The 13,163-nt window shown below is 47.1% G+C and carries 15 protein-coding genes; 2 read left to right on the top strand and 13 right to left on the bottom strand.

From position 1 onward, the window contains the following. Positions 1–4: 4 nt before the first annotated feature. The 6 genes from nadA to BLV33_RS18735 form a co-directional block, all read right to left on the bottom strand. Positions 5–943: a quinolinate synthase NadA gene (gene nadA, locus BLV33_RS18760; protein WP_090795005.1), complete on the bottom strand. Its 939-nt coding sequence runs from the start codon at positions 941–943 to the stop codon at positions 5–7. A 169-nt stretch (positions 944–1,112) separates the two neighbouring features. After that, positions 1,113–3,059 (bottom strand): ATP-dependent zinc metalloprotease FtsH, encoded by a 1,947-nt coding sequence (gene ftsH / locus BLV33_RS18755; protein ID WP_090795002.1) that lies wholly within the window; start codon positions 3,057–3,059, stop codon positions 1,113–1,115. A 76-nt stretch (positions 3,060–3,135) separates the two neighbouring features. Next, positions 3,136–3,675 carry a hypoxanthine phosphoribosyltransferase gene (gene hpt / locus BLV33_RS18750; RefSeq protein ID WP_090794995.1) on the bottom strand — a complete coding sequence of 180 codons (540 nt, stop codon included), beginning with the start codon at positions 3,673–3,675 and terminating at the stop codon, positions 3,136–3,138. 70 nt (positions 3,676–3,745) lie between these two features. Beyond that, positions 3,746–5,164 (bottom strand): tRNA lysidine(34) synthetase TilS, encoded by a 1,419-nt coding sequence (gene tilS, locus BLV33_RS18745; protein ID WP_090794991.1) that lies wholly within the window; start codon positions 5,162–5,164, stop codon positions 3,746–3,748. A 90-nt stretch (positions 5,165–5,254) separates the two neighbouring features. Further along, on the bottom strand, positions 5,255–6,172 hold the full coding sequence (locus tag BLV33_RS18740; RefSeq protein ID WP_090794987.1) for a protein kinase domain-containing protein: 918 nt from the start codon (positions 6,170–6,172) through the stop codon (positions 5,255–5,257). Further along, positions 6,156–6,875, bottom strand: a complete 720-nt coding sequence (locus tag BLV33_RS18735; RefSeq protein ID WP_090799053.1) for a vWA domain-containing protein — start codon at positions 6,873–6,875, stop codon at positions 6,156–6,158. The genes BLV33_RS18740 and BLV33_RS18735 overlap by 17 nt, the downstream gene beginning before the upstream one ends. A 186-nt stretch (positions 6,876–7,061) precedes the next feature. On the opposite strand from BLV33_RS18735, the gene BLV33_RS18730 reads away from it, so the two are divergent. Together BLV33_RS18730 and BLV33_RS18725 are read left to right on the top strand one after the other, a co-directional pair. Next, a complete protein-coding gene (locus BLV33_RS18730) occupies positions 7,062–7,310 on the top strand; it encodes an AbrB/MazE/SpoVT family DNA-binding domain-containing protein (RefSeq protein ID WP_090794984.1) in 249 nt (82 codons plus the stop codon). Beyond that, positions 7,303–7,695 (top strand): type II toxin-antitoxin system VapC family toxin, encoded by a 393-nt coding sequence (locus BLV33_RS18725; RefSeq protein ID WP_090794981.1) that lies wholly within the window; start codon positions 7,303–7,305, stop codon positions 7,693–7,695. The genes BLV33_RS18730 and BLV33_RS18725 overlap by 8 nt, the downstream gene beginning before the upstream one ends. 14 nt (positions 7,696–7,709) lie before the next feature. Here the strand turns inward: BLV33_RS18725 and spoIIE are convergent, their stop codons facing one another. From spoIIE to BLV33_RS18690, 7 genes are all read right to left on the bottom strand, one after another. Continuing rightward, positions 7,710–10,175, bottom strand: coding sequence for a stage II sporulation protein E (spoIIE, locus tag BLV33_RS18720; protein WP_090794977.1), 2,466 nt, complete (start codon positions 10,173–10,175; stop codon positions 7,710–7,712). 299 nt (positions 10,176–10,474) lie between these two features. Next, positions 10,475–11,023, bottom strand: coding sequence for a S1 domain-containing RNA-binding protein (locus BLV33_RS18715; RefSeq protein WP_090794974.1), 549 nt, complete (start codon positions 11,021–11,023; stop codon positions 10,475–10,477). Positions 11,024–11,130: 107 nt separating this feature from the next. Then, entirely contained in the window at positions 11,131–11,460 is a 330-nt protein-coding gene (locus BLV33_RS18710) for an FtsB family cell division protein (RefSeq protein ID WP_253187109.1), read from the bottom strand. A 20-nt stretch (positions 11,461–11,480) separates the two neighbouring features. Then, on the bottom strand, positions 11,481–12,116 hold the full coding sequence (yabQ, locus tag BLV33_RS18705) for a spore cortex biosynthesis protein YabQ (protein WP_090794970.1): 636 nt from the start codon (positions 12,114–12,116) through the stop codon (positions 11,481–11,483). Continuing rightward, a complete protein-coding gene (gene yabP / locus BLV33_RS18700) occupies positions 12,113–12,394 on the bottom strand; it encodes a sporulation protein YabP (RefSeq protein WP_090794966.1) in 282 nt (93 codons plus the stop codon). The genes yabQ and yabP overlap by 4 nt, the downstream gene beginning before the upstream one ends. Positions 12,395–12,582: 188 nt before the next feature. Next, positions 12,583–12,846, bottom strand: a complete 264-nt coding sequence (locus BLV33_RS18695; RefSeq protein ID WP_090794963.1) for an RNA-binding S4 domain-containing protein — start codon at positions 12,844–12,846, stop codon at positions 12,583–12,585. Continuing rightward, positions 12,846–13,118, bottom strand: coding sequence for an HU family DNA-binding protein (locus tag BLV33_RS18690; RefSeq protein WP_090794959.1), 273 nt, complete (start codon positions 13,116–13,118; stop codon positions 12,846–12,848). Before BLV33_RS18690 ends, BLV33_RS18695 begins: the two co-directional genes overlap by 1 nt. Positions 13,119–13,163: the final 45 nt, after the last annotated feature.

The raw sequence follows: 13,163 nt of genomic DNA, 5'->3' as shown, positions 1-13,163 counted from the left end.
CACGCTACTTCACTTGTAACATGCGCTCTAAAGATAATCTGGCTTTATCTGCTACTTCTGCAGGAACGTAAATCTCCGGCTGCATTGTCTCTAAACAACGAACTACTTTCTTGAGGTTATTGACCTTCATATTGGGACAAACGAGATATTTGGTGGCAAAGTGGAACTGCTTATTCGGGCTGTCCATACGAAGCTGATAGCCCGTTCCGTCCTCTGTCCCGACAATAAATTCCTGGCATGGCGACTCTTTGCAGTATTTGATAATCGCTGTTGTGCTTCCTACAAAATCGCCTAAACGGACAACCTCGGGACGGCATTCCGGGTGTACGACGAACTGCGCATTGGGGTACTGCGCCTTCATTTCTTCCACATCCTTAACCGTCAGCATATCATGCGTATTGCAATAACCTTCCCAAATGATCATTTTTTTGTTTGTGAATTTTGACACATAGTCGCCCAAATTTTTATCAGGTACCCAAATGATTTCATCGGACTCAACAGATTCTATCACTTTTACCGCGTTAGCCGATGTGCAGCATATGTCTGTCTCCGATTTAACATCTGCCGATGTGTTGATGTAGGAAACCACTGTGGCCTTTGGATGCTGGCGTTTCAAGGCGCGAAGCCCTTCCACATTCACCATGTCGGCCATCGGACAGCCTGCGCGCTCATCGGGAATGATCACTGTCTTATTAGGAGCCAAAATTTTGGCGCTTTCCCCCATAAAATGCACCCCGCAAAACACGATGACATCGGCATCTGTTTGTGCCGCTTTTTGTGCAAGCAGGAACGAATCGCCGCGGAAATCAGCGACTTCCTGTATTTCATCTCTTTGATAATAATGAGCCAGAATGATGGCATTTCGCTCTTTCTTCAGCTGAAGCAAACGCTCCTTCAACTCGCGATTTTGCTCAGCTTTTCTTTCTATGGCTAAGGCTTCCATCGATAGCACCTCCCAGTATATGATTTGATCCGCAGATCTTTTTTGTAAATGAGTTTTACAACTAATTTACACAACCTATCATCCTCTGTCAATGCGCAAATGATGTATAAATGCAAAAAAACCGGGGACACCATTGGCGTACCCGGATATAGTAACACAATACAACAATTTACTCTTCTGTTTTATCAGGCTCAGAATCCTTTTCTTTATCGAATTCCAGTTTGTTGCTTTCACTCTCTTGGCTCTGACCTTGGATGTTGACTTTAACCTCGTCATCCGATGATGCATCCAAACTTCCTTTCTCAAGAAGCAGGATGATTTCATCTTTATCCAGTGTTTCCTTCTCAAGCAGCGTTTTTGCGATCAAATGTACTTGTTCTTCATGCGCGGTAAGAATTTCTTTAGCGCGTTCATAGCAAGCGCGAGTTATGCTTTGCATTTCCTGATCGATCTCATAGGCAATCGCATCACTGTAGTTCTGCTCATGGCCGATATCACGTCCCAGGAATACTTGACCTTGACTGCTTCCGAATTGCAAAGGTCCCAGCTTGTCGCTCATGCCGTATTCCATGATCATCCGGCGGACGATCCCTGTGGCTTTTTGGAAGTCGCTGTAAGCCCCGGTGCCAATCTGCCCGATGTACAGCTCCTCAGAAACGCGTCCGCCGAGCAGACCGGTCACCTTATCCAAAAGCTCATTCTTCGTTTGCATCATACGGTCTTCGCCTTCTTTAGGAAGCATCATGACATAACCGCCGGCGCGTCCTCTAGGAACGATCGTCACTTTATGCACCATGTCCGCATTCTCAGCGTAGTATCCAATAATTGCGTGTCCCGATTCATGATATGCGACAATTTTCTTCTCATATTCACTAATGACACGGCTTTTCTTCTGGGTACCCACGATGATACGATCGAACGCTTCTTCAACTTCACTCATTGAAATATCTTTACGGTTGCGGCGCGCAGCAATCAAAGCCGCTTCGTTAAGCAGGTTTTCCAAATCAGCACCGGTAAAACCGGTTGTATAACGCGACAGTGAATCCAGCTTCACATCTTTGGCTAAAGGTTTGTTGCGAGCATGTACTTTCAGTACCGCTTCGCGGCCCTTCACATCTGGACGGTCGACCGTGATTTGACGGTCGAAACGGCCTGGACGGAGCAGCGCCGGATCCAGGATGTCCGGACGGTTGGTAGCTGCAACAATGATGATGCCTTCGTTAGCGCCGAATCCATCCATCTCCACGAGCAACTGGTTCAGCGTTTGTTCGCGCTCGTCGTGACCGCCGCCCAAGCCGGCGCCGCGTTGACGGCCGACTGCGTCGATCTCATCTATAAAGATAATACAAGGCGAGTTCTTCTTCGCATTCTCGAAAAGATCACGCACGCGGGATGCACCGACCCCGACGAACATTTCGACGAAATCGGAACCGCTGATGCTGAAGAATGGAACTCCCGCTTCACCAGCGACTGCTCTGGCGAGCAGCGTTTTACCGGTACCCGGAGGACCCACTAACAGAACACCCTTAGGAATTCTGGCTCCAACCGCAGCGAATTTCCGCGGATCCTTCAAGAATTCAACAACTTCGACCAATTCCTGCTTCTCTTCATCCGCACCGGCCACATCTTCAAAGGTGACCCGCTTCTTTTCTTCATTATATAAGCGGGCTCGGCTCTTGCCAAAGTTCATCACTTTGCCGCCGCCGCCCTGCGCTTGGTTGAGCAGGAAGAAGAAGAGGATGAAGATGATCACGAACGGGATAATCGAAGTAAGGAAGCTGATCCAAACGCTGTCGCCTTCCATTTTCAAATATTCTTCCGTAGGGACCCCATTGGCTTCAATCAATGAAACTACCATAGGATCGAACGGGGCATGCGTCACAAAATTCTTTTTGTCCGGGCTTGGGGGGTTCTTGTACTTCCCGTTCACCAAATACGTATACCCGTCAAACTTGAGCGATACGTACTCCACATTCTTGCTTTCAACCGCTTGGCGGAATTTGTCGTAGGTAATGGCATCCTTTTGGTCGTTTTGAGTACTGATAAAATGTACGATTCCGACGGTCACCAAGAAAATAAGCAAATAAAAACCGGTATTCCGGATAATTCTGTTCATCCCGAGCCTCCTCACCAACAGCACACTTTTTTTATTCTAACATGGGAACGAAAGCATCACAACAAATGCACCAGGTCTAGTGGGAATAGATCTCCGGCTTCAATATGCCGACAAAAGGCAGGTTGCGGTATCTCTCCGCATAGTCAAGACCGTAGCCGACAACGAACTCATCCGGAAGCAAATAACCTTCATAATCCGGCTCAATCTCAGTCGTTCGGCGGCCCGGCTTATTGAATAAGGCAACCACAGATATGGTTAAAGCATTGCGTCTCTCAAGAACATCAATCAAGTAACTCAAAGTTAATCCGCTGTCGATAATGTCTTCCACGATCAGAACATGGCGGCCCTCGACGGGAGCATCCAAGTCTTTAATGATTTTGACAACACCCGATGATTTGGTTGACTGTCCATAGCTGGAGACGGCCATAAAGTCGATTTCAAGCGGAACCGTTATATTTTTTACCAAGTCCGCCATGAAAATAAAAGCCCCTTTTAGTACACAAATGATCAATGGATTGCGTCCTTCATAATCGAGCGAGAGGCTTGCCCCCAGCTCCTTGATCTTGGCTTGAATCTGTTCTTCACTGAAAAGAATTTCTTGAATGTCGCTGTACAAGGATGAACCTCCCAAATCAATAATATGAAACCTTATAAATTTGCATTCGAAATGAACACAATTTCTGCAACTAATAAGGTATCAGCTTCATATGCAGCACATGCATGGTTTCTGTATGTACGGGGGCATGCTTGGAATGGCGAAGCCCCGGAATCCAGAGTACCTGTCCCTTTGCATCAACTATCAAGGGGATCGCATCGCGCTGGCTAGGAGGAATCTTGGCATCAATGAACATATCTTTCACTTTTTTGGTCCCGTTTAAACCGTAAGGCTGCATTCGATCTCCTGCAGCCCTGCTTCGCACCACAAGCGGAAGCTCAAGCTGATCCAGATCGAAAAAGGCCTCTGAATCTAATGGAGTAGAAACTGGGAAAACATCGACGGTCATTTCCTTGCTCCCACACTCTTTAATAATCAGCTTCATGCCAGCTTCAGGTATGCGCAGCTCCGCATCTTCCAGCACAATCGGGTAGGCATAGGCTCCGACAGCTGTCTGAGATGCTTGAAATCGAATCGAATCGTATTCCCGGACCAAGCAAAAGTGTTCGTTGATATCCAATTTCAGATTGGAGGTCTGCTCTTGCAGGATGGCATTTCGCAATAGCTCAACCCTTGTAAAGTCAATCTTTTCCACCCCTGAGGCGAGATAGTCTAATATTAGTTTAATCAATCGCCTTTGTAAAGCAACATGCAGACGAGCAAATGGCTGTCTGGAAAACAGCACGCCCCGGGATTCGATGGTCACTTGCTCGGTAAAAAACTGCCGAGCCGCACTCTCCATATAATCATCCTCGGCCTGCATCATCTCCGCGAGCCGATTTAACGACTCCGGCAGTTGATCGTTATAAGATCGAAGCAAGGGCATGACATCCAGCCTGATCTGATTGCGAAAATACTTTCGGAGTTCATTACTGCTGTCCCGGCAGAAGGATAGGCCATACTGCAAGCAATGCTGTTCAATGTCTGATTTGTATATACGTAAAAAGGGTCGAATGAGTTCCACTTTTTTTTCTTGTCTCAGTTCCTGCATTCCGGTGAGCCCGGAAGGACCCGTACCGCGAATCAGACGCATCAGAATCGTCTCCGCCTGATCATCGGCATGATGGGCAAGTGCAATGCTTTTAGCCGAATACTGCCTGGCTACGGCATGTAAAAATTCATAGCGTTTCTCACGCGCGGCGGTTTGGGCATTAAGCGAGGTTTGCTCTATATAAGCAGGTACATCAATTTTCGCGACTTCACATGGAATCCCCCACTTTTGGGCCAGATTCGCCACAAAAACCGCTTCAGAGTCAGACTCTTCCCCGCGAAATTGATGATTGACATGGGCTGCTGCCAACTTCCAATCGTGGCGCTCAGAAAGCAAAAAAAGGATATGCAGCAGTGCTACAGAATCAGGTCCTCCTGATACAGCAACAACTACAGCATCTCCTTGGGCCAACAGCTTATGCTCTTTAATTCGCCGTTCTACTTGTTCAAGCAAGTTCATGGGAGATTCCCTTTCTTACCACATAAGAACGTATACAATTTCGGATCTCCGAAATAGACTTTCTTATTGGCGAATCATCTAGCAGGTGCTCTAATGCGGCCAATATATATATATGGTAACACCAAAAAGCAGCATGGAACCTGCTAAACCCACCTGCAGCCAAGACGTCTTCTTGGGAAGATGCTGGCCTCTGCCTCTTCTTTGCGCTATCATTGTCCTCCATGAGCGAAGAGCTTCCTGAGAGGATACCATTTGACCCTGAAGCGCTTTAATTAAAAATGGGGCTACTGGAGTCGCCAGAGGAATCTCTCGTATCATAGCATGGAGCTCATCGATCCGCCTGTTTTGCGGAAGCGCGTGCCGATAGGCGGCAAAACGATCCTGATCATCAAGCGCATTTAAAATAAGCACGGCAAATGCAAATAAATCATAGCTCTCTTCCGCGACACGATTGCCTGCATCCCAGTAGCCTCGATCATAAATCTCCGTAAGCTGTTTGATGCTGTGGCCTTTTCGCGTAACTCCTCCAAAATCTATTAATTCGACATCGCCATGTCCAAAGACAAGCATATTATCAAGCTTCAAATCTCCGAATATAAATCCGGATCGATGAAGCTCTGTCAACTTTTTCAGAACCTTGGTGCCAATGATATAAATCCAGTCGCTGCCCTGAGTCTGCAAGAAGGCAGGAAGCGTAACTCCTTCTATATAGCGCATGACGCTGAAGGGTATGCCCTTTCCTTCAAACACAAAATCGTCCACATCTATTAAATAATGACGAAAAGAAGTTTCCGTACGAGACAGGATCCTCAGCACATTAATTTCGGATTGATGATCAACCATTTCAAATCCGGCCTTTAACGCATAAAGCGACCTGCCTCTTCGCACGAGTACGACAAAGCCATTTGCTCCTGCGCCCAATTGTCTTTCCACGATATATAACCGGCCATTCCATTTGCCGCGAATTCGAGCTCCCGGAGAAAATGCCTTTTCATACAACGTAGTCACTAAGCATCCCGTCCTTGGCATTCTGTGAATAAGTTTCTCCGGCTACGATTTGCACTGTGCGAAGCAAAGCCGGCCCCGTTGGTGTCGTACCCTTCATGTTTATTTTATAAAGCATCTTGTCCAAATTTGCAAGTTCCATCGTCCAATTCAAATCCATAGCCAGCTCATCATTGCCATTCACAGAGGCTGGAAAATGAAAAACTGCAAGCTCGCTCCTACCCGCGCGCGACTTAAGGCTTAGCATAAGATCACGGATGGCTTCACGGACGGAAGGGAGCTTGGGCTTCATACTGGCACTGGCATCTATTAATAAGGCCACCCTCAAGGAGGCAGTTTCACTCATTTGATCAATCACCTGCACAACATCGGCCCTCTGCGGCGGCGGCAGCTGCTCCAATTGATTATGCCCGAATAAATGTTCAAGCTCTTTACTGACGGCATGTTGTATCGTTTGGGAAACCGTCCTGCGTGTCATCATTTGTACCGTTTGGGACAATTCGCCGGTATTCACAATCCGGGACATTCCACCCCCGGCTGAAGCAATTTCTTGAATTTCTTCCGATCCAAGGAGCCCGAGATCTCCCTGATCGATAACGCCGATCACGTTGACAGTAATTCCCGCAGAATGGGCCTCAGCCGCTGCAATGACAGGACTCACCCCTACATTGGAGCAGCCGTCTGTAATTAACAGGATTTGTTTCATCATTATAGAAGCCTCCCTTCGCACTTGGCTAAACCAGCCGTCTTCTCCAGTTTTGCCAAATTAAAGAGAGTCTAATCAAGGACTGAGATTCATAGATAGCGAAAAAATATCATGCAATCATTGAAATGTCATGCTATGATTAATATGTCGTATCAAATAAAAATGACATGAGGAGTTTAACGCGCCATGGAGCATGAACAGAAAGTGCGTATATCCGAAGGAGGCCGCATTGTCATACCTGCGGAATTTCGCAAGCAGCTTGGGGTTGAGATTGGAGATGACCTCATTATCAGATTGGAAAATGGGGAGCTTCGGCTGCTTACAAAAGAGCAAGCTATACGGCATGCTCAGCAGCTAACACTGCAATATTTAAAGAAAGACCGTTCGCTTTCAGGTGAACTCATTGCAGAACGGCGTGGAGAAGCTTATGAATAAGCCGGTTGTGGTTGATGCTTCCGCCCTCTTGGCGTTACTCGGCAATGAACCCGGAAGCGCGATTGTGGCGGATGCTATACAAAATGGCGCAGTCATGAGCGTGATTAATGCCGCCGAGGTTAGTGGTAAACTCGCCGATGCAGAAATCCCGGAGAATGTAGCCCATGAAATCATAGTTGGTTTGGGGCTGGAATTCGTTGATTTTGATTTGGATCAAGCCTTTAGGGTTGGTCAATTGAAAGCCGATACTTACAAATTGGGCCTCTCTCTTGGAGATCGAGCTTGCCTTGCCCTGGCCATGAAGCTTGACACTCCTGCTCTCACTGCTGACCGGGCATGGTTGAATTGCGGTTTACCGGTTAAGGTTCTATTCATCAGAGAATAGTCATACATATTGTACTAGCTCACGGTCTTGGGACGCTCCATCCGGGCCACTCCCGGCCAGCGGACGGTCGCCCATTCAGATTGCCGCTTATCTACCCTGGCTGCAACCACAGTCATGTCATCGACAATTTTGCCGCGCTGGTAGCGGAAAATGCGCTCCAGCAAACATTCAGCAAAATCCTGGGGAAGTGTTACATCAATCTCCTGGATGATTCTCTTCATCCATATCTCTTTATTGACGGCGTGACCTGGAGCATCGTAGATGCCATCAGTCATCATGATCAGTATATCCCCCGATTTCAGCTGAGAGGATACCAGATCCACATCAATATCCTTGAGAATGCCGACCGGCAAATTATGTGCCGTTATAGAAATCACTTCGCTGCCACGCTTGATAAAGCTGGGCGAAGAGCCAATTTTCATAAAGGTTGTCTCAGCATTGTAGAGATCAATCAGCGCCATGTCCACGGTGGCGTACATTTCATCGGCTGATCGGAGCATCAGGACCGAGTTCAGCGACTTTACCGCCAGCTTCTCGCTCATCCCGGACTGCAGCAGCTGCTGCAGAATATCTAGAGCTGTAGAGCTTTCCGCGCGTGCCCGCTCGCCATTGCCCATTCCATCGCTAAGGGCTACAGCAAACTTGCCGTTTCCCAGCTCTTTCATGCTGTAGCTGTCTCCTGACAAGAGATCGCCTCCTTTGGCGACGGCAGCTACACCGGTCTCGATTTCATATTCCTTAGCCGAACCAAAGCTGACCCGGCTGTAGCCTTCTCCTTTGGCCAGCATCTCCTCGCTCTTGACAGCGACACTCTCTCCAAGAATTTCGCTTAATAAAGGGGCGATAATTTTACGGCATTCATCGAAGCCTCTTGTATAAGGGTGAATGATTTCAATCTCCACATTGCCAACATCCAAATTGACAATATCAATGCTATAAATCGATAGCCCCAATTCCTCCAACGCATGGCGAATTTGCTCCTCCTGCAGAAACATTTCCTGGCCTTCACGCTTGATCTCCTTGGCGAGATCCTCCATCACCTGTGATACTCCCGATAACTGCTCGGCTACGAGCTGACGACTATCCAAGATCTGTCTTTTCCAATGCTGATCATGATGATATTGGCTGAATTGCTGCTTCATCACCTCAAGAACGAGGTCTGTTCGGATGCATGCTTTTTTCCACTCGGGAAGAATTTCTTTTTTGGTCATCGTTGGATTCTGATCAACTGCATCCATCATGTCTGTCATGAAAGCGCACGTTTGATAAAATCGGGCATCCCAGCACTGTGTCTTTTTCCAACACGTATCACAGGTCCGATCGGATACGGCATTAATAAAATGCTGCGCATGGTCCTCCTTGCGGTTCGTCTCATGATCTGCCGTCAACTGCTTAAAGCTGCGGGAGAGCTGGCGAAATACTTCAGAAAACTGCTGCACCCGGCCTGCCGTAATATCTCTAACTCTTTTGGCATAGTCTTGCTCCGACTTTACATGCTCTTGAGTGCCCGGGACATATTTGGCCAAGGTTTGGATCCAGCTGCGCGGAGTCAGCAAGAAGGCGGTAATTGCAGCAAGAGATTCCCACATTGAATGAATGACATCGGCCTGACTGCCTATATATATGGATAAAATCCCAGAGCCCAGCAGCAATCCAAGAGCTACAGCAAGCCGATTGCCTTCCTTGAGCAGCCCGGCCAGCATACCCGAGAAAGCCAGCAAACTCATCTGAAAAATCGCATTGGCGTTCGCGAGGCTGAGAATCAAGCCCGAGATGACACCAACGGACGCTCCCAAAGGCGCCCCTCCTACCAAAGCAAACAATAGAATCATATAGCGGGACAAGACATTCTCTATCGTCGCAGGTCCAATGAGCCAACCTATCGTTCCTGTCATCACCGAGGCAAGCAAGATGATCAAGCAAATGATCTCTTCGTTCTTCAATTTGTAGTTTTTACGAGTTAAGGTAAAGACGGGAACCGCTTGAATAAAAATGAGTGTCAGCACCCAGCTTAATAGAGACTCTACGGCGATCAACATGAGAGAATACCAGGATAACTCCGCCTTAATCAGCTCAGCAAATAAGAGCACTAGAAAGGTAGACATGGCTACAAGCCAGGGAGTCAGAGAGATTTCAGAGCGTTCATATTTTTCCACAGCCTTCTGAATCAATAAATACACAAGTATTTCCGTAATCAAATATCCGGTATGATGAGTTACGGCCAGCAGACTCCCTGCGAATAAAGCGACCCCGATCCAATGAACCAGATCTCTGCGCAGGAAATACAACACTCCAAAATAGGCGAGACCAAACGGAAATAACTGCTCCAGAATCATGGCTCTTCCTAGCAAAAAGCCCATAATCAGCAATAGCAGATCCCATTTCTTGGCGACCAAGGCATGTACCATTCTATTTTCAAAGATTCGGCTTCTCCCCCTGACCCCTCCTATCATATTCCTCCATTTGCTGCTTCTTCCCATCTGGCAACACCTTCCATTTCCCTTTTAGTGTTTCTTTATTATAGGGACAAGCCCGCAGAAAGTTTGTCGCAATGCGTTTGGTCAAGAAAGAATTTTCCGACAACCTTGTCACGTCCCCTTAAGCCTTGAAGGGTGCATGATCTCCCCGACGTTCTCCCCGCCAAAAGTCTGATTCAGGCGAACTTTTTGGAGGATATGGCGTGGATTCCCGTAGTTCCATGTCGATTGCTCCCCCTTGTGCCCAAGAACAGTAAAAAACCACACCCGCCGAAGCGAATGTGGTTCGAATTTCCTATATATTAATCTCTTCTTCCGCCTCTGCCACCGCGTTTGGACTCGGTGTTCTTCTTCAGAGATGAAATCCGTTCTTCACTGTCTTTCAAAAAGCGGGACATTTTATCCTCAAAGGTTGCAGGCTTGTTGCCTTGAGCCTTAAAGCCGCCGCGTCCACCGCGATCTCCGCCGCGATTAAAACCGCCACGGTCTCCGCCGCCGCTATTGCCGCCTGGTCGTCCACCGGAAAAGCCGCCGCGATCTCCTCCACCGCCCGGACGTCCTTGATAACTGCTGCCAGCAGGCCGCTCAGGTCGAGCAGGTCTTTCCTCAACAGGCTTATCGACCGTCTGCTTGATGGATAAACCGATTTTTCCATCTTTGTCCACATTTATCACTTTGACCAATACTTTGTCTTCCAGCTTCAAATGGTCATTCACGTCTTTGACATAATTGTCGGCGATCTCTGAAATGTGAACAAGACCGGTTACTCCCTCAGATAGCTCAACGAATGCGCCAAAATGAGTAATCCCTGTCACTCTTCCTTCTAACTTGGTGCCTACTTCAATTGCCATAAAGTAAAATGTTCCTCCCTTAAAATGTTGAAAAGACTGGCTACGCCGATTATAACTGATGGGGAATCCAAAGGTCAATAAGACAAGTGCCCGATAAAAGCAGGCGTTTACGGATTTGTTTTAGGCGTAAAGAAAATGGTTTCACCCGGCTTCGTAAAGTGCAGATCCTTACGGATCTTTTGTTCAATATACTCTTTATCATTAAGACGCGTGATTTCCCGCTTCGTGTCCGCGTTAATTTTTTTGGCATCCTCTAACTGTGTGTTCAGATCCTTGACAACCAGGCTTCTGGCTTGAAGCTTTCCGAATTGGGTAAAAGCGGTTACACCTGCCCAACACATGAAACAAACCACAAGAATCATCAATAAACGAAGTCTTCGTTTGGAGCCTTTATGGCCACGATTAGTAGGATTAGGGGTTGCCTCCGACTGCTTCAATGAGAAAATCCTCCTAACTTTCACTTCCAAAATAGCTTTCTAATAAAATCCCAAATCTTCTTCGGGAAGCGGGCCATTCCAGTCAGCCATAAACGAAGCTTTCGCAAGGGCACCATTAAGGGACGAATCAAGGGACGAATCAAGGGACGAATCAAGGGACGAATCAAGGGACGTATCATCCAAAGCAATAATCTCCACAAAGGGTACAGTAATTGTAACACAATTTTGTACAGGAAAACAGTCATAGCGATCAAAAAACCGAAAAGAATGACCAATAAACGGTATATACCCTGAATAGGTTTAATTAGAAACAGGTAGACCATTTTTTTTGCGAATCGATACAAACTGATAAGCACCCGGATCAGAATCAGCAGCAGCCAGATGATCCAATGGCTCAGTAATGCAAAATAAAAGCAAATCCCAATCCCTATGCCAAGGAATACAAATACTCGAACCTGGCCTTCATTACTGACCATCAAGACATAAAAAACAAGGATTGTCGCCACAATCCAATAAATGACATCTACAAGGGGCAGCAAGTATCGAGGGAGCCTCAATTTCCCGAAAACAACACGACATACATCGAACAAAACGCCCAAGGCCAGTCCGCTGCAGAACATCGTGAATAAAGTGAAAAACTGAATGTGTAAGGTCACTTGAACAGCTTGCCCAAGAATCCCTTGGACTTCTCCTGGGAATGCTCATCCGCATAGGAAAGATCATTCACGGTTCCTTCAATGGCGACCAAGCCTTGTTCCAGGCTCAAGTTTTTAATGTGCAAATTCATCCCCTTAATCATCAAAAAGCCGCATTCGGTCTCCAGAAGAAACTCCTCGCTGTCAAAGCTCTCTACATTCAAAACCCCGGAAATTTCCAAGAGCCTGCGATTCAGCATCTTGATTTCCTGGCGTTTGGTTTTCATCGGCTCGATCATGGCATGTCCCCTCCTTGTTCTACAAATACCATATGGGGGGACGATGAAATTTAGAACCAAGGATAAACGGTTACGCCGTCCTAAAAGACGAGCGCGTTTGTCAAGGTTGATGCGAAGCAAGATAAATTTAGAAAAACTTATACTTCTTATCAACAAAAAAGCCTCCGAGAATCGGAGACTTCAATGACTTATTGAGGCTGGAACGGCTCTTCCTTAAGCAGGGTATACATCCCGGCAGCATCATCTTTGCGAGTTGACTCGGTCAAGGCTTCCACCCGAATGGTGACTTTCTTCTGGCCAAATTGAATCGAGAGTTCGTCTCCGACTTTTACGGTGCTGCTGGGTTTGGCGTCTCTCCCATTGATCCAGACACGTCCTTGATCGGACACATCCTTCGCCACGGTGCGGCGTTTGATCAATCGGGAAAGCTTGAGAAATTTATCAAGCCGCATTATTTTACTGCTTCTTTAAGCTTATTCCCCGCCTTGAATGCCGGAACATTGGATTCTGGAATCGTAATCGTATTGCCTGTTTGCGGGTTACGTCCGGTACGGCCGGAACGCTTGCGGGTTTCGAAAGTGCCGAAACCGATCAATTGCACTTTATCACCGGAAGAGAGCGCATCGGTTACTTCGCCGAGGAAGCTGTTCAGTACGGATTCTACATCTTTCTTGGTCAGGCCGCTCTTGGTAGCAATGTTGGTGATCAAATCTGTTTTGTTCATAAGTTTACTTTACCTCCTAATGTGGTTAAAACCATTTTCATATTG

The sequence above is a fragment of the Paenibacillus sp. GP183 genome (genome assembly GCF_900104695.1).
Lineage (GTDB): Bacteria > Bacillota > Bacilli > Paenibacillales > NBRC-103111 > Paenibacillus_AI.
The sequence above is the reverse complement of the archived record's forward strand: the minus strand, read 5'-3'. Positions and strand labels throughout refer to the sequence as shown.